Genomic DNA, 24,090 nt, shown 5'->3' with positions numbered 1-24,090 from the left:
CGGGTGAGTCTTTTTTGTTGGCGATTCACCCGGTTCCCCATGTCTAGATGAGAGATTGTCGTTGAATCTGCCGATGGGCAGGCATCATACGCAGTGCCCGTTGCCACCTGCAAACACGTCCTGCTTCCTGATGGCCGACATGTCTTCGACGGCCCGGCGTCCGGTCCGGTGGAGTGGTCTTCCTATTTCGGATTTCATTCCACTCGAATTCCACGAGGAAATCCAGTGCACCACGAATGACGTACGAATTCACCGGTCACATGATCGCAAGCAGTAGAGTTTCACCCATCGACATAATCGCGATTGTTCGGTGAGGGAAATCTCTGCAGAGACTTAGTTCATCCCCCATCCTGTCAAGTTCAATTTGACCGTAAGATAAATCTTTTGTGGGCGTTGCGTCTCGATCGACGACTCCATCAACGAGAGGTTTCCCCGATCCGATCCGTTGTCTGTGACTGCTGGCAACTGCTGGACCTGGCGTCATTTCTCGAATTCCGGCCCCAGGGTGGCCTCACACCATTGAGTTCATTGGTAATTGGTGACGTGAGGGAGAGGCGAGTTCGCACTCCACGGCTCCGTCCTTGGGAAAGAAAATGGAACGAGTTCGTCACCGTTCATCTGGTCATTCCCTCCGGTGACCGACGTCATCGATCGGGAAGAGGAAACGCGCCAAGATGAGGGGACACGTTTCGGACTCGTCAGGAACCGGCCGCAAGGCTGCGGAGTTGGCTGCAGACCTCATTGGGTATTGCGGGGCCGCCATCCCCTGCCTCTGGCGGCGACTATCTTAGGAGCCTCGGCTCCAGTTCTGCTTTCGTAATTGCGATGTCGGTCAGGCTTCCTGGCAGACCGTCGTGCGGGTATGTCAATTTCTTATGGTCCAGGCCCAGTGCGTGAAGCAGAGTTGCGTGCAGGTCGTGAACCGTTACCACATCCTGAACCGCTTTGTAGCTGAAGTCGTCCGTCTGGCCATGGCAATAGCCCGCCTTAAAGCCCCCTCCGGCCAGCCAGAGCGAATTGGCATGTCGGTTGTGGTCTCGCCCGTCTTTCCCCTGAGACACAGGCAACCGTCCGAACTCTCCGCCCCACATCACGATTGTGCGATCAAGCAAGCCTCGCTGTTTCAAATCGCGTACGAGTGCAGCGCTGGGTTGGTCACTGCGGGCGCACAGTGATTTCAGCGTGGCCGCATTATTGCTATGCGTATCCCACGGCTGACCTGCCAGAAACAATTGGACAAACCGGACTCCTCGTTCGACCAGCCGTCGAGCAATCAGGCATCGGGTGCCATATTCCGCCGTCGCGGGGTTGTCGAGACCGTACATCGATTTCGTCGCTTCTGTCTCTTGCGACAGATCAAGTGCTTCCGGAACGGTCGCCTGCATCCGGGCGGCAATTTCAAAGTTGTTAATACGAGCCGCGAGTTCGGTATTGTTCGGGTAGGAACGCAGGTGTGTCTTGTTCAACGATTCGAGCAGTTCCAGTTGCCTTGCGCGGGCTCCCGGGGTGATGCCCGCGGGAGTCGCAAGATTCGGGACAGGCGTCGCACCGGGACGGAACGCGGTTCCCTGATAGGCGGCAGGCAGCCATCCTGCGGTCCAGTTTCGGACACTATCCACCGGCATTCCCCCCGGATCAGTCAGCACGACATACGCGGGGAGATTTTGATTGACGGTACCCAGGCCGTAGGTCACCCAGGAACCCCAGGTGGGATAGCCAGCCTGGAACTTACCGCTGTGAATCAATCGCAGTGCGGATTCATGATCGACAGACTCGGTTGTGACCGAGCGAATGAGCGTCAGGTCGTCCACGATCGTAGCGGTGTGCGGCAACAAGTCACTCAGTTCGATTCCTGATTCTCCGCGCGGTTCAAATTTGAACGGCGAGGCGAGCAGGTTCCCCTTCTGGCCGGGGAAGTGGATCTCGAGGTCTCCCTCGTATGGTTTGCCATCATATTTTGTCAGCTCGGGCTTCGGATCAAACAGATCCATCTGACTGGGGCCGCCGTGCTGAAACAGGCTGATCACCGCATCGGCGCGGGCCGGATGGTGCGTCCCCAGCGCTAAGGGAGAGCTTGAACTCCCCAACGGTGCCGCTGACGCCCGTTCCTGATTCAGCAGGTGGGCCAAAGCCAGTCCCCCGAGATTTCCCGCAGAATAGCTCAGGAACGCTCGGCGATTCGGAAGAAAATGTTCGGCGCAGTGCATGGCAATATCAACTCGCTGAGATGCTGGGCCAGATATTTATTCGATGTAGAGGAATGCATTGATCGAAAGTAACAGGTTTGTGAAATCGACCCAGGCCCGTTCCTCCGCATCAGCCTGACCAGGATATTCAGCAGGTTGCCGTTCGAGAAAGTCGATCGCAAAAGCTGACTCATCGGAGGTGGCAGGCCGACCAACCGCCAGTTCAAAGGCGTAGTCAATTCGTCGTGTCAGTGGTCCTTCCACGTCGGACAAGACCCGTTTTGCGAAAGCCGCAGACCGGCTTCGGACGAATTCCGAATTCAGAAGTTTGAGTGACTGCAGAGGAATGGTCGTCGGGATCCGCAGAGTGCAGTTGGCGACAATCGACGGTGAGTCGAAGACTTCCAGAATCCCCGGCACTTGAGTGCGACGTTGCTGGAGGTAGATGCTGCGTCTCAAGGCTCCGTCCGTCGCTTCCTTAACAACCACGTCCCCTTCCGCATCGTGCGCCGTGGGCACGTACGGACCACCGTGCCTCAGGTCCAGCTCACCCGCGATTGCGAGCATCGAGTCTCGAATGCTTTCGGCATCCATCCGATTCAGCGGGAATCGCCACAAGAGCTGGTTGGATGGGTCGATGTTCTCGCCCCTCTCGTGAGGGACGCTCGACTGGCGGTAGGCGGCGGAGTGGAGGATCAGGCGATGGAATGACTTTGCACTCCAGCCGCTCCGAATCAGTTCGCTCGCCAGATATTCCAACAGCTCGGGATGAGTCGGTGCGACGCCGGAGTATCCCAGGTTTTCAGGCGTGGGAGCCAGCCCCGTCCCGAAGTGGTGCTGCCACCAGCGATTGGCTGTGACACGAGCCAGGAGGCTGGCGGCTCGCGAGTCGGGCTGCGTCAGCCAGCGAGCCAGAGCCAGACGGCTTCCGGTGGACCCGGTCACTTCCGGCGTCCGCCCCAGCAGCGTTGACGGGTTGGTCTCCTCTGCCAGCACTTCCGGCGCACGAGCGTCAACTTTTTCGCTGCGGTTTTTGTAGACCCCGCGCTCCAGCAGGTAAACCTCGGGAGCTTCTGCCGACAGATCCATCGCGGCTGCGATGATTCCGGGATGACGGGGTCGACGGGCTTCGATCTGGCGAATCTCTGCCTCGTGTTCCGCTCGCTTCTTCGCGACTCGCTTCGCAAGCTCTTCACGGAAGGCGAGTGCATCAGGAGTTGTCTCACCGGTCTCAATCAGGACGTTGTCGACGGTAAAGCTGCGACCGCAGCAGTATTCAAAACCGAATCCGCCGTCGGGCAGGTCTTTCTCTGTGAGAGTGATCGACTGAGTTTCGACAGCTCCATCGAAGATATGGGCCAATTGGTACTTGCCGCCACCCATGTTTGTCACCTGCACTCCGTAGTTGTGGCCAGGGAGGCATTTCTGCTGACTGATCGATCCCACACCGCGGCTGCCGGTCCCGGGGTAGTCGACGTGAACCGTAACTCCACCCGACGCGGCCCCGTCCAGTAGAATATTACCCGCCACAGTATCTTCAGCGTCGTTGAAATCTCGCAGAGCGATCAGGAAACCGACGTAGTCGGCACCTGTCACCAGATCGAACGTGACGCGGATCCAGTTTCCTTCCTGGTCTGGTGTCCAATCGAAAATTTGTCGGGTGCTGCAGGCACGATCACCACTGCCACCGGACTCGATGATCTGCAGTCGGCCGTCAGAAGCCCTCGCGGCCGGGGCGTCGGTGGAGTCGATGTTAACTGCGGGTTGCCCCGCCGGTGCGGCATCGCCCGGTGCAGAATTGGCCCACGTGTCAGCCAGTTTTCTGTCGGCTCCGTCGAAGTCATCGCGAAATACGGGTTTCCCCGCTTCTCTGTTCGCACGAATCCATTCGCGGTATTTCTCGCGAGCGGCTGCAATTTCGTCATTGATCTTCTGGATTGTCGTTTCGTAGGCCGCAATCTGTTCTGGCGACCCGACAGTCACTTGTCTGGCGTTGGGAGTGACCCACTTGTCGACGTTAAACACCGGAAACAGAACCGCTTGCAGCTGGTAGTAGTCTTTCTGTCGGAGCGGCTCAAATTTGTGGTCGTGGCAGCGTGCACACTGGACGGTGATTCCTAGAAGTGCGGATCCGATGATCTGGAGTTCCCCTTCCAGCACAGCGTAGCGGTCGGCCCGAACTTCATCTTCATTCCCGTCACTGCTGTCGGTCCCGTCAGGGCTGTTGCGGAGAAAATGGGTCGCTTCGAGTAACTCGATCGTCTCGGGCGAACCGTCAAATCCCGGCCGGTCGATTCGTGCGAGTTCATCTCCGGCGAGTTGCTCAATGATGAATCGATCGAACGGCTTGTCCGCATTGATGGAGCGAATGACATAGTCGCGGTAACGGAATGCCAGAGGACGATCAGTATCCGCGCCGAAATAGCCATTGGAGTCCGCGTAGCCAGCCGCGTCGAGCCAATGCTTTCCCCACCGTTCACCGTATCGAGCCGAGGCGAGAAATCTCTCAACCATCTGTTCATAGGCGTGCTCATGCGGATCGTTGAGGAACAGCCGGATCTCGTCCCGCGTCGGAGGAACACCCGTCAGATCAAGGCTGACCCGGCGGATGAGACGGCGCCGATCGGCTTCGGTATTCAGCGTTAACCCGGCTTTTTCAAGCTCTTTCAAGAGAAATGCATCGACCGGAGTCAGGACTCGGGGTGCATCAATGACCGGGGGGACTTCTTTCGGCACAAGTTTCTGGAAGGCCCAGTGCTCGTCCCCATCCGCGACGGGAGAGACGGATTCGGGCAACCCCGATGCACCCTGAGCGATCCAGTGACGCAGCAGTTCCTTTTCTTCCTGCGTCAGCGGTTCGTCGGGGGGCATGGCATCGGTTTCGACGCGTTGCCAGAGCAGACTTTCAGCAGGGTTTCCCGCGATGACGGCGATACCGGAATGTCCCCCGCGGGCAATTCCAGAGGGTAATGCAAGACTCAGCCCTCCTTCCTGCTGGGCAGGGCCGTGGCACTTCACACACCGGCTTTTGATGAGCTGGATCGTCTGGCTGCGCAGGTCGCCGGGGGGAGCCGCATCCGCACCCCAACCTGATGTGACGAAGCTGAACAAGATGATGCAGCTCAAAATCGGCTGCAGGGTCGTCCGTCGTCCCACGTGGTGCTTCCCAGCTTCAAAATTCGTTGGACATTTCCACCCGCCGAGCTTGTGAACGGATGCATAATGAATAAAGTATCCTGCATACAATATGCGGTCAACTTCATAGAGGTTGATTCTTATGCATGTTGATATTCATCGTCCCGGTACAGTCGACCGCGTTGAGGTTCTTTTGCGGATTAGGGTGCGTGCACCGAAAGAAAGCATTTGAATGCCGGCTTACTGTCAACCGCAGGTGAGGACGCGATCGGGACAATTCCTGCTCGCCGTCTCGGCGTTCCACCGCTGGTTCTGTTCGGACTCAGGCCTGTGCCAGCTCTTCAGTGCTGTTAAGCCGACTTTCGGTTGGGGGCTTTCTCGGTCTCGAACTGCTGCGTCAAAAAACGTAGTGCGACCCATGGAAGCGTCGATACAGGGTTCGAAGCGGATCCGTCGGCTGGTCGATCCCTTTGCTGATCGTCCTTTTCAGTCCCGCAACCAAACTCTGACAAGTACCCATTCCCGTATGCGCAGTATGCACTTCGTGACACTCTTGGCGCGGCTTTGAAACGCTAAGGCGGCCATCGACGGGAAAAGTTTGCCTCGTTGACGTTTTTGCATCTTGTTTTGTTTCCTTACCCCTTTCTGTTCCACGGATAAGATTTAGTACATGAAAATTACGGAAGTCATCTGCCAGTTGTTGCGCGTCCCCAGCGTTGAAGCGAAAACCGCCAGTAGCCAGGACGCTGTGCTTGTCCGCATTAAAACCGACTCGGGTCTGGAAGGGATTGGTGAAGCGGATTCTCAGCCTGAAGTCGTCAAGGCGATTATCGACGCCCCTTTCAGTCACAACATCGCCTGCGGTCTGCGTCAGCTGCTGATCGGCGAAAACCCGCTCGAGACCGAGCGTCTCTGGCAGAAGATGCATCGCCGCACGCTCTATTTCGGTCGTTCTTCGGTGACTATCACGGCCATGGCCGCTGTCGACATGGCGTTGTGGGACCTCAAAGGGAAACTCTACAACCAGCCCATCCATCGCCTGCTGGGTGGCAAGCAGCATGACCGGATCAAGGCATATGCCTCGATTCTGTTCGGACGTGATGGAGCCGAGACCAAGGCGATCGCACAGCGCTGGCGTGCAGCGGGATACAATGCAATCAAGTTCGGCTGGGAGCCAATGGGGCAAAGTGAAGCTCTCGACATCGAATTGGTCCGTTCGGCCCGGGACGGAATTGGCGACGGAACGTTGTTGATTGATGCCGGCTGTGTGTGGGACGCCCGCACCGCACTCCAGCGCGCCAATGCGTTTGAGCAGTACGGGATCGGCTGGCTGGAAGAGCCGCTGCGACCTGAAGACGTGGAAGGTTACCGCTGGTTGCGTGACCGCTCACCAGTTCCAATTGCCGGGGGTGAAGAGGAATGCGGTCGTGAGGCCTGGCGTCCCTTGATCGAAGCTCGAGCTCTCGACATCTATCAAGTCGACCTGGCACGCAACGGATTTACTGACGCCGACTACGTTAAGCAGCGTGTCCAGGAAATCGGTGCACGGCTTTGCAATCACTGCTACACCAGCCCTGTGACCGTTGCAGCAAGTCTGCATTGGCTCAGCACCTGCCGAGACGCATTTGTCTTCGAGGACTGTGTGGAAGACTCGCCACTGCGTCACGAATTGACTCATGAGCGAGTTCAGGCCACTGATGGCTGGATTTCCCCACCGGATGGGCCGGGCCTTGGAGTCACCCTGAATGAAGATTTCGTGGCGAAGTATCTGATCGCCGAATCAGGACGAAAGTAATCAGGAGTTTGTCCTTCGTCGGAGCCCTTGGAAGGCTCGGAAAGATGATTTAATGGCTGGCCTGGTTTTTAGCCTGCGCGAACAAATCGTTGACCAACTGCGAAACGACCTGCTCTGCGGTCGTTTCGCGGAAGGGGAACGTTTGAGCGAAAATAAACTGGTTGAACGATTTGGCGTCAGTCGAACTCCCATTCGTGAGGCCCTTCAGCAGTTGACTCAGGAAGGACTGCTGGAGGGGCGACCGAATCTGGGTGTCAAAGTTGCCTCACGCCCCCCGGATGCCATCCGGGAACTGGTCGTGCCGATTCGTCGCAGTGTCGAAATTTTTGCGCTGCGATCGTTCTTTCATGAGATCAATGAAGCCGACTACGTGATCTGGAACGAGATTCTCCAGAAGCTGAGAGCGGCCTGTCTGTCGAGCGACTTCATTTCAATTGGTGAGCAGGATATTGCCTTCCACCGTTCCATCGTCCGTCGGGCGAAGCAGCGAGATGTGGAAGCGATCTGGATGACGTTGATTTCCCGCGTCCGCTCGCACTTCTGGCAGACACAGCGAAAGCGGTATTCGGATCCGATCGAAGTCTACGAGGAACACGAACAGATTATCTCCGTTTTTCGAACAGGAGATCTTGAGGCCTCAGTCAAGGCCCTCGAAGTGAACATCGATTGACGATGGAAACCGACTCGGTTCAGGGATGACAGCAGAACTCGGGGCACCTGTTTTCATGACGCTCCGCTACCGGGATTTGTCAGGGCGTTTTCGGCTCTGCCTGAGTCTTGTCGACCTGAGTCTTGTCGAGGAGTGGAATCTCGATTCGATCTTTCTGATATAGCGGCAGGTGCCGGTAGTAGACTTCCAGCGTCAGCAGTGCGAGTGTGGTCATGTAGAGCCGACCTCCCCCCCTGCCGTGATAGTCGGCGACATCCCAGCTCCCCATGGCATGTCCTTCCTGAATCTGGGTACGGATCAGGCGTTCGCGCATGACCAGATTCCAGCGGTCCCACTCAGCGCCGCCCCAGTGATGCATCACCTGAGTCGCGTAATAGTTGTAGTACATATCGTTGTAGTCCGGGCCATGTTCGTCCAACAGTCGAACACCTGCGGCGAGCCTGCCGTTGTCTTTCCACTCGAGATACATCCGGCTTAACAGCCCTACGGCGGTCATGGAAGGTGTCGGAGCGGCACGCCGCTGTGGTGTGTACGCGTACTGTGAGCCGCGCATCGACGAGACACTCACAAGAAATTGATCAACCCCGGCAAAGACTCGCTGGGGAATGGGGATACGAGAATACTGAGCACTTTTCAGTGCCATAAGTTGCCAGCCGACGACAGACGTATCCCCCGGCTGACCGGGATAATACCGCCACCCCCCTCCGAGTTCCTGAGTGGCGACGAGGAACTCGACGGCACCTGTTACGACGGGCCTGAGTCGGGCGTCCCCGGTCATCGCCAGTGCCTCGCTCAGGGCGATCGTTGCGAGGCCGTGTGTGTAGTAGGTTGGTGGGCCAGCCAGGTTTCCGTAGAAGCAAATTCCCGACTCAACCTCCATCCCATTCTGCATGAGGAAATCCAGACCTTTGAGAACTTCGGTCCGGTACTCACCTTCTTCATGTGTCTGGCCAGCACCGAGAAATGCCATGAGCGCCATTGCCGTGGCAGCATTGGGGTTGTTGTCCATGTAGCCTGGCATGGAACAGTCACAGGCCGGGTAGTGAGCGTGATTGAAGTTCCATGAACCGTCGAATCGTTGATGGTTCTTGAGCCAGACCAGTCCACGGGCAACCGCGGCTTCACTGGCATCGGTCCCACCCATTCGTTTCACCAGGGCGGCGCGCGATTTAGGGCTTCGTCCGACAAAATGATTCACATGCTCGCCCGGATCTGCCGCCTGCCCCCCGTTTCCTGTTCGCCCGGAAGTACGTTTCTTGGAGGTGACGCGCTTTGCTGCAGGACGCTGGATGGGGGGGACGACGATCTGAGGATTCTGGACGACTTTCGGGCGATCCACACCGTCCAGGTCTGTGGAAAAGGACTGAACGGACTCCACCGGTTCTTGTGTCAGATCTTCCGACAAGTCCAGGTCTGACAGCAGTTCGCCCATTTCGGCGGGGGCGAGATCGGCTTCGTCTGTGGGAAGATCCAGTTGCGGGGCTTCGACGGAAGGTTTCTCGTCCGCGACCACCAGAGTCAGGATCGAGTCCAGGAGCATCGGCCGCGGCAGGTCAAAGTAAATCCAGCTCAAGACAAACAGTACCAGGGCATGCAGCGCGAGACTGACGATGACGGACGCCGAGACTTCTTTTGTTCTCGGTTTCGATTGAGACAATGACCGAGGAAGCGCGGTGAAAGCGAGTTTCCTTTTCTTCGCAGGGGAAGCAGATGTCTCGTTGGCTCTCAGCGACATGATCTCGACCCGCGAAGGGAATCGGTGACGAGGGGGGTAACCTACAGCAATGATAGCAAAGTGGCCAGTTCGCAGCGCCATGTCGAGTTCAGAACCGGGTATATTCTGATGCCACGCTTGGAATTCAGGTTGACCGGCTCCGAGTCTGGATAGGTCCGCGACGGGGAGCTCTCTATGAATCTGAGGAAATGGTCCCCTCAGACTCGCCGGAATCCAATGTGGATCAGATCCATCCAGTCTGCCTCTCGGTTTTGCGATCGTTACGGCCACAATCGCCCGTGTTCTCGCCTGGTGGAGGTCGAACGGGTACTGTGGAGGAAATCGCGCCATTGGAACGTCATCTGCATGAGAAAAGGTTGAGGGCCTGGGGATCGCGGTGCATCCTGGTCAGGCTCTCGGATGATTTCCGTGACCTCCCAGTTGGCCTCCCAGTGAAGTTGAGAAGCTCATGCGATTTAACGTCAGCTCACAGTTGAATTATCACGTCAAGTTTCCCTCGACACTGATTCTAAATATTCAGGCGCAGATGAGCAGCGCGCAATATGTCGTCGAGGAGAAGCTCACGACGAACCCTCAGGTCAACTATGAAGAGTTTTACCTGGAGGCTGGAAGCAGCCGGTTCATCCGGTTACAGACCGGAAACGCACAAACTCTCGAGATTTGCTATTCCGCAACAGTGGATTGCTCGACGGAACTGGTACCTGCAAAAGGTGCCCCCCCCGTCTCCATCGCGGAGATGGACCGAAACGCAATCCCGTATTTGTTTCCAAGTCGTTACGTCCAGTCGGATCGACTGTCGAAACTCGCCTGGGACCTGTTCGGTAAGATCAACGACCCTTATCAAAAGGTGGTTGCGATCGATGACTGGATTTATTCGAACATTGAATATGCGTTAGGCAGCACCGATTCGCAGACATCCGCCTATGATACGGTGGTGGAACGCCGGGGTGTCTGCCGCGACTTTGCTCATCTTGGTATCGCCTACTGTCGGGCCCTGAATATTCCCGCCCGCTATTTTTCGGGATACGCCTACCAGCTCAATCCGCCGGATTTTCATGCCCTGTTTGAATGTTATGTCGCAGGCCAGTGGCTGCTGTTTGATTCAACCCGACTGGCTCCCTTGAATGGGCTGGTGCGGATTGGCACAGGGCGAGATGCGGCAGATGCTGCTCTGGCGAGCATCTTTGGTGGGGTACAAGGGACGGGGGTGAAGGTCGATTGTCAACTGGGGAGTGGAGAGACGTTCACACCCCTCTTTCGCAATCAGCTCCGCACGCAGGGAATCGCCCAGAACTCGGGCGATTCCTCGGGGAACGGCTAATCTCGTCTAAGGTGATTCTGGGAGGTGATCCTAGAATCGGCTGTACGGAGAGCCCTTGCGGTAGTAGTGATCCCCGGAACCGCCAAAGCCATCGATTCTCTGATGGTGTCCGCCATAAGAAAGTCCAGGACCTCCGCCACCGAAGCCGTACCCGTAGTCATATCCGGTCCCAAAACCGTAGCCCTGGTTGTACGAGTTCTGGAAGATCGAGTTTGGTCTCGTCGCTCCATATCGACCGGAGCCAAAGGAATTATACGAGCGAACCGGTGCGATGTCGTCGCGGTAAGGGACGTAGTTCTGTTGTGAGAGTGTGGGATAGCCCGGTGCAAATTCAGATGAATACCCCGATCCGTATGCCCCATACCCCTGACCATAACCGCCGTAATAACCCTGGCCCGAGCCCGTGTAGTATCCGGTGCCATATGATTGTCCGTTCAGAAAGTCTTGCGCAATTGCAGCCGGCAACGGAATGGCGAGCAACGCTGCGGCCAAAGTGGCTAATGTGATTTGCTTTGCGTTCATGATGATCCCTTTCAGAGACAATGTTTCTTAAGGGGACAGTCGGAAGCAGTGAATCGTCACTTGCAATGCACAACTGACACCCCTGATTGTGGTTTCGGGCTTCGACGGGAGGCTGGATACCCATGACATCCGGCCATCCACACCGCTCGCTTCGGAATTCGCCTCTTGCTCAGGCGGATTACCGGATTGAGCGGGTTCAGGTTGCCACTTAAGGGGAGCTGGAGTTCTCCCGCTGCTCTCACCGAGTGGCACCTGAAGTGGCGCGACTCACGAATTCAGAGGTTTCCTCCGAAGGATTCGCAAGTCGGCTAAGAGTGTAAATTGCACTTCGCGTACCATTCAAAAAGCGGGGATTCACCACGGTTTTGAACAGGAACCTGGCGATTGCGGGTTCAAATCGACCGGCGGGCAGTCAACGTGGTTCCTGCAGACCGCAGCTCGGTCACATTCGACGAAGAACTCGCCGTTTCGTATTCTGCGGCGGCGAGGCCATCGCTGCTCGACTGCTCGACGTTTGGTGGCCAGACAATGCGGCCCGTATCAAGCCGAACGACGAACGAGCTTCGGCGATGATGTCTGGCGACGACAACACCTGGATGGAACAACAATGAATTTGCATGGACTCCCAATGCCGCCCGGAGTGCTCTCCGGACCTACTGTTGCCACCAGCATCGCCTTCACGGAAGGACCTGCTTGCGACTCGACGGGCAATCTTTATTTTACGGACATCGTCAACAACCGGATTCTGGTTCTCGAAAAAGGTTCAAAGTATTACCGGGTGTTCCGCGAGCCGAGCGGCCGGGCCAATGGTTTGCTGTTTGACGTTGAAGGGCGTCTGCTGGCCTGCGAAGGGAACGAGTTCTGTCCCAACGACGGGAATCGTCGCATCACCCGGACCGATCTGAGGACGGGGGCTGTCGAGGTCCTGACCGACCGATTTGAAGGGAAACGCTACAACGCGCCGAATGATATCGCGGCCTGTTCCAACGGCCAGTTGTTCTTCACGGATCCCTGCTATTACGACCGAAGTACGATGGAGCTGGATCATGATTCCATCTATCGGATTGATCGCGACGGGACCGTCACACGAGTACTGACTCAGCCCGAGATTCAGCGACCCAACGGAATTGCGCTCAGTCCCGACGAACGGACACTGTATGTCGTCGACAGTTGCACGGTCGCAGGGGGGCACCGACGCATCTGGGCTTTCGATCTCTCAAGTGACGGAACACTCTCGCAGCAGCGTCTCGTCTTCGATTTTGCTCCGGGACGGGGAGGCGATGGTATGTGTATCGACTCGCAGGGAACCCTCTACATCGCCGCAGGGATTTCCCGTGCTCGTAGCGCGATCGAAACGGACCGGGTTCCCACTGGCATCTACGTGGTTCGCCCGGACGGAACTCTGCTGGGGTGTATTCCGATCGACGAAGACATCGTCACGAACTGCACGTGGGGCGGTCCCGATCTGAAGACGCTCTACGTCACCGCAGGCAAGACCGTCTATCAGATCCAGGTCGAAGTCCCCGGCTGGGTCGTCCATCGCAGTTCGTCGTCCCGCGGTTGATCACGAGAACCACGGCGGAACGGTCGTCAGAGACCATCGGATGCGTTAATCTGGCGACCTCTGAATCGACTCGTTCGGAACGAGCGTATTTGCCAACATCACTGAGGAACGACCGGAATGAAGTGGCATCTTTGCGTTTTCGTCTTGTGTATCTCGCTATCGTCGACGGTCAGTGCTCAATCGCAGCTTGAGCTGAAGAAGGGCGATCACATCTGCATTGTGGGTGGCACCGTCGCCGAACGCATGCAGCACTACGGCTGGCTCGAAACCTATATTCACGCAAAGTTTCCCGACGCCGAACTTGTCTTTCGCAATCTGGCTTACAGTGGTGATGAGATCAACGGATTTCGCGATCGCAACAAGCGACTCCGTTCGATGGACTTTGGTACGCACGATCAATGGCTGAGCGGCAATGCTCCCTGTCCGCAAGTCGACAAGCTTTCCAAACGCGACGAAGGAAAGGTGCGGGAGAACCGGTTTGAACTGACCAACACCAATGCCGACGTCGTCTTCGCCTTCTACGGCTACAACGAGTCCTTTGCCGGTGAAGCAGGCCTCGCAGAATTCAAGGAAAACGTGGATGCCTTCATCAAGCACACCTTGAGCCAGCAGTACAACGGAAAGTCAGCGCCACGCCTCGTCCTGTTCTCGCCGATCGCGCATGAATTTGTCGGCGATCCCAATTTGCTGTCGCGGACACAGGTCGTGGCTGCCAATGCCCGACTCAATTTGTATTCCAATGCCATGGGCGAAGTCGCCCGTGCCAACTCGGTCTTGTTCGTAGACTTGTTCACGCCGACCTTGAAGTTATTTAACGGCGATTCCCCGGTCGTCGGCAATTCTCGTGACAGCAAGGCCCCTGTTGCGACCATCAACGGCGTCCACCAGAACGCTTACGGTGACCGGACGATTGCCCGCGTTGCTGTTCAAGGCCTGTTCAAATCGAAGAGCGAGCAGCTCGATTCGATTCCTGCATCCCGGCTCAGCTCCATTCAGGCTGCGGTCAACGACAAAAACTTCTACTGGTACAACCGCTATCGGGTTACAGACGGCTATTCGACCTACGGTGACCGGGCGTTTCTCAAGTTTTCCGAGGGGCCCGGTGGGTATGGAGACGGACTGTCGAATTACTCCGTCGGCCAGCGTGAACTCGACGTCCTGGATACGCTGACGTCCAACCGTGACAAGGTCGTCTGGGCAGCGGCACAGGGGAAAACGATCAAGCCGGACGATACGAACCTGCCCCAGTTCCTGGAAGTGATTTCCAACAAACCCGGTCCGCTCGAAGGGGGCAAGCACCTGTTCCTTTCGGGGGAAGAAGCAATCAAGAAGATGACGGTTGCTAAGAACATCAAGGTTGAACTGTTCGCGGACGAGTCGATGTTTCCCGAACTGATCAATCCCGTGCAGATGGCCTTTGATACACGCGGTCGTCTGTGGGTGGCGACCTGGCCGACGTATCCGCACTGGAAGCCGACAACGCCCATGAACGACAGCCTGCTGATCCTGGAAGACACCAATCACGACGGCAAGGCGGACAAGTGCATCACCTTCGCCGGTGACCTGCACAATCCTACTGGCTTTGAATTCTGGGGAGGCGGCGTCCTGGTAGCACAGGGACCGGATCTGCTGTTTCTGAAAGACACGAATGGAGACGACAAATACGACGTGAAGGAACGTGTTGTTCACGGGTTCGACACCGCCGATACGCACCACACGATCAACAGCTTTGCTCTTGATCCGGGTGGCGCGATGTACTTCCAGGAAGGGACATTTCATCATTCGCAGATTGAGACCCCCTGGGGGGCTCCTCGCCGCGTCGCGAACGGGGCAGTGTTCCGTTATGAACCCCGGTCCCAGAAGACCGACGTCTACGTGACCTACGGATTCGCCAATCCACACGGCCATTCATTTAATGCCTGGGGACAGGACATCGTCGTGGATGGAACCGGTTCTGCTCCATACGACGCGACGCTGATGTCCAGCTTCCTCGAATACCCTCACAAGCACAGTGGCACACCGACGGTCTACAAACAACGCACACGCCCCTGCCCGGCAATTGAGTACCTCAGCAGCAGCCACTTTCCTGAAGAGATGCGCGGCAGCCTGCTCGTCGGGAACGTCATCGGGCTCCAGGGAATCCTGCAGTACAAGGTCTTCGAGGACGGAGGGAGTTTTGGGGCGACCGAGTTCCCTGAAACACTGGTCATGTCGAGTGATCCCAATTTCCGTCCTGCCGATATCGAAACAGCACCGGATGGTACAATTTATTTCACCGATTGGCAGAATCCAATCATCGGACACATGCAGCACAACTTGCGTGACCCCAATCGCGACCGGATTCACGGCCGTGTCTACCGCATTCGATACGAGGGACGCGATCTGATCAAACCGATCCCCATTGCTGGTCAACCGATCGGCAAGCTGCTGGACGTTCTGAAAGAGAAAGATGACCGCGTCCGTTCACGAGCGCGCATCGAACTTTCCGCTCGACCCACCGCTGATGTGATTGCGGCGCTGGAACCCTGGCTCGCCCGGCTGGATAAGAATCATGCAGATTACGATCACCATGCACTCGAAGGACTCTGGGTTCACCAGCATCACAATGTGCTTAATACAGCATTGCTGGAACAACTTTTGAAGGCCCGGGATCATCGCGCACGGGCAGCCGCGATTCGTGTGCTGCAGGCTTGGCGGGATCGCGTCAGCAATACTCTGGATCTGCTGAAACAGGCGGCGAACGATGAGGCCCCCCGAGTTCGATTGCAGGCAATCTGGGCGGCCAGCTTCCTGCCGCAGGCGGAAGCGGCCGAAGTTGTGCTGATCGCGCGCGAAAAACCGACAGATGCGTTTATTGACCACATGTCGAAGGAAGTCATGCGGACGCTTCAACCCTATCTGGATCTTGCCAGCCGGGAAAACCGACGTGTGGAATTCACCTCCGATGCCGGTGCCAGGTACTTCCTGAAGAGTCTTACAAATGACCAGCTGCTGAACGAAAAGCGCGACCGACTGGTCTACGTGGAAATGCTGAACCGGCCTGGGCTGCGGGATGAAGCCCGACGCGAGGCCATCGAAGGACTTTCGCGGCTGGACAACAAGCCACAGTTGGCCGTGATTATGGATGCCATCAATACGCTGGACGGAAAGCAGTCGAATGCGGACGTCACCGTGATCTTTGATCTGGTGCGACAACTGACGGGACGAAGTGCCGCGGAACTGACGACGGCTCGTGCGGAACTCGAAAAGCTGGCGACATCCGCAAAGCAACCCATCTTCCGACAGATCGGGTTTGTCTCGTTGATCAATGTCGATGGCACGATCGATAAGTCCTGGGCGCTGGCGACAACCAGTTCAAACCACCTGATTGATTTCGTGAACGCGTTGCCATTGATCAGCGACGCCTCGATTCGGGCCAGTCTGTACGACAAGGTGGTGCCACTGCTTGACGGGCTTCCTGCTTCCATCGCCGGCACGACCTCTAAAGGAACGCTGGGACGCTATGTGCGAGTTGAGTTGCCCGGAAAGGGAACCTTGACACTTGCTGAAGTCGAAGTGCTCAGCGGTGGTGTGAATATCGCTCGCCGGGGCAAAGCGACGCAGAAGAATACCGCTTCGGGGGGGGATGCTTCCCGTGGTATCGATGGGAACAAGTCCGGTGCCTATGGCGATGGCGGGCAGACCCATACCGAAGAGAATACCGCACAGCCGTGGTGGGAAGTCGATCTGGGCGAGGTCTATCCGATCGATCAGATTAACATCTTCAACCGGACCGAGATTCCTGATCGGCTGGACCAGTTCACGTTGAAAGTGCTGGACGACAAGCGGGCTGAAGTCTTCGTCAAAGAGAAGAACCCTGCTCCAAAGGTCAGCGTTTCCTTCACTCTTGAGGGGGGCGGTCCCGAGTCACTTGTCCGTCGTGCCGCCATGCTGGCCCTGACCTACGTTCGCGGACAGGAACCAAGAACGTTCTCACTGCTTCAAAAATTTGTGAAGGAAGATGTAGAACGAAGCACGGCCATTCGTGCTCTTCAGCGACTGCCACAGTCGGCCTGGCCGAAGGATGAAGCGGCGCCGCTGCTGGAGGTGTTGATTGCTTCTATTCAGAAGACCCCCGCGGCCGACCGGACATCTCCAGCGGCCCTGGATGCACTCGAGTTTTCCGACGCACTGACAACGCTGCTGCCGGTGGAAGAGGCGAAGAAGACGCGCGCCATCTTGGGTGAACTGGGCGTTCGCGTCATCAAGATCGGGACGATCTTCGAGAAAATGGCGTTCGATAAGGATCTGGTCGTTGTCGTAGCGGGCAAACCGGTCGAGTTCCTGCTTGAGAACAGTGATCTGATGCCGCACAACTTTGTGATCACTCAGCCAGGGGCACTCGAGGAAATTGGACTGATGTCTGAAGCCAACGCCCAACAACCGGCGTTTGCCGAGCGATACTACGTGCCGCAGTCGGACAAGGTTCTTGCCAAGAGTACCTTACTGCAGCCTCGCGACAGCCAGCGAGTCAGCTTTACGGCACCGCAGCAACCCGGCGTCTATCCCTTTGTGTGTACCTATCCGGGGCACTGGCGGCGCATGTACGGGGCCTTGTATGTCGTCCCGAATCTGGACGAGTATCTTGCCAGCCCGGAACCGTATCTGGCTGCGAATCACATTGAGCCAGTCGACGCATTGCTCAAGGATCGCCGGCCCCGAACCGAGTGGAAGTTTGAAGATCTGTCCGACATTGTTGCGACGCTCGCCGAAAGCCGTGGCCACGGAAACAGCGACGACCATTCGCATGCAACACCCAACTTTGGCAATGGCAAGCAGCTGTTTACGGTGGCCAACTGTGTCGGCTGTCACAGATTCGACGGTGCTGGTCGCGAGTTTGGTCCGGACCTCACGAAGCTCGAACCCAAATGGACCAGTGTCGATATTCTCAAGGAAATTCTTGATCCTTCCGCCAAGATCAATGACAAGTACCAGACCAACGTCATTGAACTGGGGAATGGAAAAGTCGTAACGGGGCTCGTGGTCGAAGAAACCCCCGATGTGATCAAGATCGTCGAAAATCCACTCATTAAGGCCGAACCGATCGAGGTCAAACGGAGTGAGATCGTCGAACGGGAAAAATCCAAAGTTTCCATCATGCCGAAGGGCCTGTTGGACAAACTGACTCGGGACGAAATTCTGGATCTCGTTGCGTACGTGAATTCACGAGGCAACCGGAACCATCCCGTTTACAAAGCGGGTGCCGAAAAAGGTGGACACAAGCACTAGCCCGCCTTGTCGGTCGCGATAGAGGAATCCCTGGCGGCGCTCAGGTGCCGCCGGGGATTCGCCTCTTGCAAACTGGAGTCGGAACTGATTGTGGGCAGAGCCGCGGTGAGTTGAGGACTGATTGCCAGCACTGATCGTGACACGGCAGAAAGTGTTTATCTCGCCACCGCAATCTGCCATACTCCACCGGCCTGAACACGGGATGAGCCTGTTTCCGTGAGGGGAAGAAAATCCCACGCTACCAGGACGGTCTGCGTAAGCCTGTGTGTGTATCTTGTGTCTTTTTGAAGGTTATTCCGTGAATCTTGCGACCATCGCCTGGAAAAGCATCCGTGAGCGCGGATTGGCTTCCTCATTGACCGCTCTCAGTGTAGCACTGGGCGTGATGTTGATGGTGGCGGTCCTTGTGATCTATGGGATCCTGCAATCCGTATTCAGTCAGCGGGCCATCAACTACGACCTGATCGTGGGAGCCAAAGGGGATCCCCTGCAACTGGTCCTGAGCACCGTTTACCACATCAGTCCACCGATCGAGAATTTGCCCTATCGGTACTTTCAGGAATTGAAAAAGGATCCCCGTGTTGCTGTCGCCATTCCGGTTGCGATGGGGGATGTCACAGAGCAAGGCGGTTTCCCGATTGTTGGGACCGTACCCGAATTCTTCGACGTCGACTACGCCCCTAAGCAGCCTTTTATGGTGAAAGGGCATGGGTTTCGGCGGGACTTCGATGCCTACATCGGCGACCGGGTTGCACGGGAGAATGGCTGGGGACTGGGGAGCAAGCTGAAACTGGTCCACGGAGGTGCGGAATCAGATCACGTCCATGATGAAGAATTTGAGGTGGTCGGGATCCTCGCCCCCACTGGGACGCCTCATGACAAAACGGTGTACGTGAATTTGAAAGGCTTCTACCAGATTCAGGGGCACGACAAACCTCTCAAAGAAGCGATCGAACGAGAACGTAAGTTCTTCGGTGAACCTGCTCTGACTGACGAAGAGCTCAAGTCAGAAATTGCCCGAATTCAGAAGAAATACGGAGTGCACGACCACAGTGCCGGAGGGCACGACCATCACGGACACAGCCACGATCTTCCCGATGTACAGAAGGAAGTGACGGCAGTCCTCCTGCAATGTAAATCCGCAATTGCTGCGAACCTGATGGCGGGGGAACTCAAGAAAGGGAATCAGGGACAGGGAGTGAATCCGATTGTTCCCATGCAGAGACTGTTCACGGAGTTTCTTGCCCCTGCGCAAGCGATGTTTCTGGTCATGACCGCCCTGATCGTGCTGGTATCAGGGATCGGGATTTTTGTGAGCATTTACAACTCGATGTCAGCTCGCCGACGTGAAATCGCCATCATGCGGGCGTTGGGGGCGCAACGAGGAACTGTCCTCACTATTGTCCTGGCGGAATCAATCATTCTCTGCGTAGGCGGAGGTCTGTTAGGTCTGTTGCTGGGCCATGGACTGGTCTTCGCAGCGGCCCCCATTGTCGCTGCAAAAACCGGTCTGCTGATCGACCCGCGTGCATTCTCCACCTACGAACTGGTCGTATTGCCGGTTCTCTTGCTGATGGGGGCGCTGGTCGGATTTCTGCCGGGGATGACGGCCTACCAGACGGATGTTGCCGAGTCGCTTAACAACTGATCGCCGCCATGGGGGCCTTGCGTCATCGTTTTAATGGGGCGAGCGCGAGCAGTTGGTCCAGCGTTACGCCCCAGCCTTGCTGGAAGCCCATTGCATCATGCCGCTTGCGTCCTTCGGGGGTGGTGTGCCGGACATGTCCCGTGTATTTTGTCCCCCCCGGTACCTTTTCGAATGAGATCGTTGCAGTGAAGGCGAACGGGGCTTCGGATGTGTCTTTGGGTCGATAACCCGGGCCCAGCATCCAGGTCCAAGTCAGTCTTCGATTCTTCACGATCTCGAGAAAGCAGCCGGTGTTCTCGGTCGTTTCTCCGTCAGGCCCCTGCATGACGGTCCGAAAAATTCCACCTGGGACGAGGTTGATCTCGCATTCGATCGTCTTCCAGGGGGGAGGACAGAACCAGGTTTTCAGCACTTCGGGGTCTGTCCAACCCATCCAGAGGTGCTTTGCGGTCACTTTGACAAGTCGCTCGAACTTGAGATCCAGTTCTGGATCAAACTGATCGTGAGTCTCGACGTGCATGCATACTGTTCCTTCTGGAGTGGGGGCGGGTCAGCGCCCACTGCCGCACTGGGGGACAAGATGCGATGACGGTCAGTAGTGCGGCGGTTTTTCGTCGTTGATGTCCCGTTCCTGCCCCCCTTCATTGACAATATCAATGCGTCGTTCGAGTTTCGAGATCTGATCGCGGGTTCCTTTCAGCTCGCCTTGAACGGCCAGCAGAACGGAGTGCATCTGCTCGAGTTCGTGCTGGAGATGAGCTACCGCCATTTCGAGGCGAATAATGTGATCGGAGGTTTCGTCAGGGGTCACGATTCTGCTTTCTAGCGAACGCATCAGGCCAAGGATGACGTTCCGGAGGAGGAGTAACGACCAGTCACTGCTGATTTATCAGGAAGAAAACCAGGTCACAATGGGGCAGGGAGTCGGGAATTCCGCAGTGAACCAGGATCCGTCGAGAAGGGTGTGAATCGCGGCTGCCGGAAGTTAATTGGGTTTGATCGATTCCCGATCATCGGATAATGTCTAAAAAGTCATCGTTTTCGATACCGAACGCACCAACGTGCGAATCGGGCTTATCTTAATGATTGCGAAGGATCGTTCAGATGCCCAAATTTGTTGCCGGGATGGGGTCGATTGGCGGATTGTCGAGAACCGTCGGTTACTGCATGGTCTCGATGGCCGTTTCCGCGATGACTGTCGACGCACAGACCAATACCGAACAGGTCACGACCACGGTGAATAAAGCGCCGGCAGCGGACCGGGTCGAGGTCGATGAGGCCCATGCTCTCTATATTCCGCTGCAACTGGCGTACAAGGCGCACGACAAACTCGAAGAGATCGAAGATTACGAATGCATTTTCGTCAAGCGGGAAGTGATCGGAAAAAAGCTGATCAAGGCCTCGATGAAAATGAAGTTTCGCGAAGAGCCGTTCAGCGTCTACCTGAAGTTCATTGACAATAGCCCCGGTCGCGAGGTTCTGTACGTTAAAGGGCAGAACAACAACAACCTGCTGGTACGCGAAGCGGGTTTCAAGTCCATTATCGGAACTGTCGCGCTCCCTCCTACCGGCCCGGATGCAATGGCGGAAAGCAAGCATCCCATTACGTCGATCGGAATGAAGCAGATGCTTCAACGGGTCATCAAGCAGTGGGAACTCGAATCCAAGTTTGACGGCACCACCACGCAAAAGCGTCCCAATTCGAAACTGCCGACGGGTGAGATCTGCACGGTGTTCGAATCAGTGCATGAAAAGCCCTACAAAGACTTCAAATTTCACACGACCAGGCTCTGGATCGAAGACAAGTCGGGGCTGCCGATCGGCGTCCAGCAACTCGGTTTTCCCGGCAAGACGGACAAAGAGCCCCCCCTGGTCGAAGAATACTTCTATAATGACGTAAAACCGAATCGAAAGTTTACTGACACCGATTTCGACAAGAATAACAAGAGCTACTCATTCCGATGACCAGCCCCGACCGAACGCCGCCCCACATTGCGGAAACAACGGCCGACGTTCGCGCTGCCGTCATTGCAAATCAGCGAGCCGGAAAAACAATCGGTTTTGTGCCGACGATGGGGGCTTTACACCCTGGTCACGTGAGCCTGATGACGCGGGCCCGGCAGGAATGCGATGTTGTCGTCACAAGTATCTTCGTGAACCCCACCCAGTTTGGTCCCAACGAGGACTTTCAGAAGTATCCTCGACCCCGCGAGCTCGACCTGAAGATCTGCGGCGAGGCGGGATGCGACATTATCTTTTACCCCAGTGTCGAAGTGATGTACCCGGCGGGATTTCGGACCTTTGTCGAAGTCGAGGGGTTGTCGGACATCCTGGAAGGAGCAATTCGTCCCGGTCACTTTCGTGGTGTCGCGACTGTTGTGACGAAATTGTTCATGATTGTCGGGGCCGATCGGGCCTACTTCGGTCAAAAAGATTACCAGCAGCAGTTGATCATCCGCACGATGGCCCGGGAACTGAACATCCCGACCGAAGTCGTGACCTGTCCCACCTTGCGTGATCCAGATGGTATGGCGATGAGCAGCCGCAATGCTTACTTGAGCGCCGAAGAACGCCAGCGAGGCCTCTGCTTGTCGAGGGCTCTGGTGGCCGTATCTCAATCGCTCGCCGCGGGTGAACGTGACCTGTCCCGACTCGAAGCGACGTTGATCGAGCAGCTATCTGCATCATCGGGTGTCGAATTGGACTACGGGGTTATTGTTGATGCTGATACCCTCGCTCCACTGACGTCCGTGGCATCGGAGATGGTGGCACTGGTTGCGGCACGAGTCGGTACGACGCGCTTGATCGATAACATGCTTTTGAAGCTCCCTGAATGAAGGGCATCCGTGCACGCGTCAGGCAAGTTGTCATTGAGTTGTCTGACGTCGAAAGTAAATGATTCAAGCACGCCTCGCTCCATCGTTGCTCACAGTATTTTATGCTGACACCTGTCGGCTCGGAGACGTTTCCCATGCGGCAAGTACTCGTTCAAATTCCCCTGGATCGTCCGTGGGATCTGGGGCCGCTGGGTAAAGTGCCAGGTTTTGGCTTTGGCGTTGTCCTCTTTGTCTGGATCCTGATTGGTGCAGGATATTTGTATCTTCGTGGTCGCAAGTCTGGCTGGAAACTGAAGCTTTCCGACGAATTCCTTCCGTTCGTAAACTGGCTAGCCGTTGCACTGGCAATTGTGTTTGGTGCCCCATTGCTGGGCAGTTATCTGAGATCACACGGCTCTGAAAATTTTCGTGAAGGGATCCCGATTTTCGGATACGGACTGATGCTGTTCATCGGCTTCAGTCTGGCGGTCTTTCGGGCCACGATTCGGGCTGAGCGAGAAGGACTACCCAGCGATGTCATCTGGGATCTCGCTGTCTGGTTGTTCATTCCCGGGATTGTCGGGGCTCGGCTCTACTATCTCATTCAGTACGGGAATCGCGTCTTCACCGGTCCCCCCAGTCTCGACTGGCTCATCGCCGCGGTGAGTCTCTCACAGGGAGGGATTGTCCTGTATGGTGGTCTGTTGGGTGGGGCGATTGGTTATTTTTCGTTCTGCTATTTCCGCGGAATACGGCCGCTGGCGCTAGCAGATATTATTGTCCCGTCGGTCTTCATCGGGATCGGGTTTGGCCGCATCGGCTGCTTCCTGAATGGCTGCTGCTATGGAGCGATGACATCGCTTCCCTGGGCCGTCCAGTTCCCCAGAGAGAGTGCCACGTTTGCGTCGATGGTAGAGAAAAAACTGCTCGACGCCAGTGCCGTCTGCACGCCCCCGCTGCATCCGACTCAGATTTACAGCGCAATTGACGGGTTCGTGATTGCCGCGATCACGGCCTGGTATTTCCGCTATCGACGTCGGAACGGGGAAGTGCTGGCAGTCGCCCTGTTGATTTATCCCATCACGCGGTTCTGTATGGAACTGTTGCGCGCCGATGAGGGGGGACAATTCTCAACCAGTCTAACGACTGCTCAGTGGGTGAGTATTGCCTTGTTCGTTGTCAATCTGGGATTCATGTACTATCTGTCGACAAGACCTGCCGTGCGGGAGCCCGTCACGATTCCTCCTGCTTCGACTGGTATCGGTTCGCTGGTCCCCAACGGACAGCACCGTTCAGCGTAGTGGCGTTCCGGGTGTCTTGTTATTCACTACTGGTGACTGACATCGATCGAGTTTGACGATCGTCAGCGCGGACCCTGAGCGCCGGATATCCGCTCTCAAAATCCGAGTGTTGGACTCTGCGAGATTCAC

Annotated in this window: 15 protein-coding genes; 9 read left to right on the top strand and 6 right to left on the bottom strand. The window is 56.4% G+C overall.

Going from position 1 to position 24,090, the window contains the following annotated elements:
• Positions 1-782 precede the first annotated feature (782 nt).
• Positions 783-2,207, bottom strand: coding sequence for a DUF1501 domain-containing protein (locus ACGY09_RS06870; protein WP_397570989.1), 1,425 nt, complete (start codon positions 2,205-2,207; stop codon positions 783-785).
• A gap of 36 nt (positions 2,208-2,243) precedes the next feature.
• A complete protein-coding gene (locus tag ACGY09_RS06865; RefSeq protein ID WP_397570988.1) occupies positions 2,244-5,342 on the bottom strand; it encodes a PSD1 and planctomycete cytochrome C domain-containing protein in 3,099 nt (1,032 codons plus the stop codon).
• A gap of 649 nt (positions 5,343-5,991) precedes the next feature.
• On the opposite strand from ACGY09_RS06865, the gene ACGY09_RS06860 reads away from it, so the two are divergent.
• The gene (locus tag ACGY09_RS06860) at positions 5,992-7,116 is read left to right on the top strand and encodes a mandelate racemase/muconate lactonizing enzyme family protein (RefSeq protein WP_373651012.1); all 1,125 of its coding nucleotides are present in this window, start codon (positions 5,992-5,994) and stop codon (positions 7,114-7,116) included.
• A gap of 52 nt (positions 7,117-7,168) precedes the next feature.
• The gene (locus tag ACGY09_RS06855) at positions 7,169-7,786 is read left to right on the top strand and encodes a GntR family transcriptional regulator (protein WP_373651013.1); all 618 of its coding nucleotides are present in this window, start codon (positions 7,169-7,171) and stop codon (positions 7,784-7,786) included.
• A 79-nt stretch (positions 7,787-7,865) separates the two neighbouring features.
• Here the strand turns inward: ACGY09_RS06855 and ACGY09_RS06850 are convergent, their stop codons facing one another.
• Complete coding sequence (locus ACGY09_RS06850; protein WP_397570987.1) at positions 7,866-9,521, bottom strand: prenyltransferase/squalene oxidase repeat-containing protein; 1,656 nt, start codon at positions 9,519-9,521, stop codon at positions 7,866-7,868.
• A 448-nt stretch (positions 9,522-9,969) separates the two neighbouring features.
• Between ACGY09_RS06850 and ACGY09_RS06845 the strand changes: the two genes are divergently transcribed.
• Positions 9,970-10,842, top strand: coding sequence for a transglutaminase family protein (locus ACGY09_RS06845; RefSeq protein ID WP_397570986.1), 873 nt, complete (start codon positions 9,970-9,972; stop codon positions 10,840-10,842).
• A 30-nt stretch (positions 10,843-10,872) separates the two neighbouring features.
• Here ACGY09_RS06845 and ACGY09_RS06840 read toward each other — a convergent pair whose 3' ends face one another.
• The gene (locus ACGY09_RS06840) at positions 10,873-11,364 is read right to left on the bottom strand and encodes a hypothetical protein (RefSeq protein ID WP_397570985.1); all 492 of its coding nucleotides are present in this window, start codon (positions 11,362-11,364) and stop codon (positions 10,873-10,875) included.
• A gap of 607 nt (positions 11,365-11,971) precedes the next feature.
• On the opposite strand from ACGY09_RS06840, the gene ACGY09_RS06835 reads away from it, so the two are divergent.
• The 3 genes from ACGY09_RS06835 (at position 11,972) to ACGY09_RS06825 (ending at position 19,844) form a co-directional block, all read left to right on the top strand.
• The gene (locus ACGY09_RS06835) at positions 11,972-12,928 is read left to right on the top strand and encodes an SMP-30/gluconolactonase/LRE family protein (protein ID WP_373651017.1); all 957 of its coding nucleotides are present in this window, start codon (positions 11,972-11,974) and stop codon (positions 12,926-12,928) included.
• A gap of 117 nt (positions 12,929-13,045) precedes the next feature.
• On the top strand, positions 13,046-18,196 hold the full coding sequence (locus ACGY09_RS06830; RefSeq protein WP_397570984.1) for a PVC-type heme-binding CxxCH protein: 5,151 nt from the start codon (positions 13,046-13,048) through the stop codon (positions 18,194-18,196).
• 298 nt (positions 18,197-18,494) lie between these two features.
• Entirely contained in the window at positions 18,495-19,844 is a 1,350-nt protein-coding gene (locus ACGY09_RS06825; RefSeq protein WP_397570983.1) for an ABC transporter permease, read from the top strand.
• Between the two features lie 22 nt (positions 19,845-19,866).
• Here the strand turns inward: ACGY09_RS06825 and ACGY09_RS06820 are convergent, their stop codons facing one another.
• Positions 19,867-20,364, bottom strand: a complete 498-nt coding sequence (locus ACGY09_RS06820) for an SRPBCC family protein (protein ID WP_397570982.1) — start codon at positions 20,362-20,364, stop codon at positions 19,867-19,869.
• 72 nt (positions 20,365-20,436) lie between these two features.
• Positions 20,437-20,655 carry a SlyX family protein gene (locus ACGY09_RS06815; protein WP_397570981.1) on the bottom strand — a complete coding sequence of 73 codons (219 nt, stop codon included), beginning with the start codon at positions 20,653-20,655 and terminating at the stop codon, positions 20,437-20,439.
• 293 nt (positions 20,656-20,948) lie between these two features.
• On the opposite strand from ACGY09_RS06815, the gene ACGY09_RS06810 reads away from it, so the two are divergent.
• From ACGY09_RS06810 to ACGY09_RS06800, 3 genes are all read left to right on the top strand, one after another.
• Positions 20,949-21,809, top strand: coding sequence for a DUF1571 domain-containing protein (locus tag ACGY09_RS06810; RefSeq protein ID WP_397570980.1), 861 nt, complete (start codon positions 20,949-20,951; stop codon positions 21,807-21,809).
• Entirely contained in the window at positions 21,806-22,681 is an 876-nt protein-coding gene (gene panC / locus ACGY09_RS06805; protein ID WP_397570979.1) for a pantoate--beta-alanine ligase, read from the top strand. Before ACGY09_RS06810 ends, panC begins: the two co-directional genes overlap by 4 nt.
• Positions 22,682-22,815: 134 nt before the next feature.
• A complete protein-coding gene (locus ACGY09_RS06800; protein WP_397570978.1) occupies positions 22,816-23,961 on the top strand; it encodes a prolipoprotein diacylglyceryl transferase in 1,146 nt (381 codons plus the stop codon).
• Positions 23,962-24,090: the final 129 nt, after the last annotated feature.

Source organism: Schlesneria sphaerica, assembly GCF_044336245.1.
In the GTDB taxonomy this organism is placed as follows: domain Bacteria; phylum Planctomycetota; class Planctomycetia; order Planctomycetales; family Planctomycetaceae; genus Schlesneria; species Schlesneria sphaerica.
Note: the sequence above shows the minus strand (reverse complement) of the source record. Positions and strands in the feature narration are given on the sequence as shown.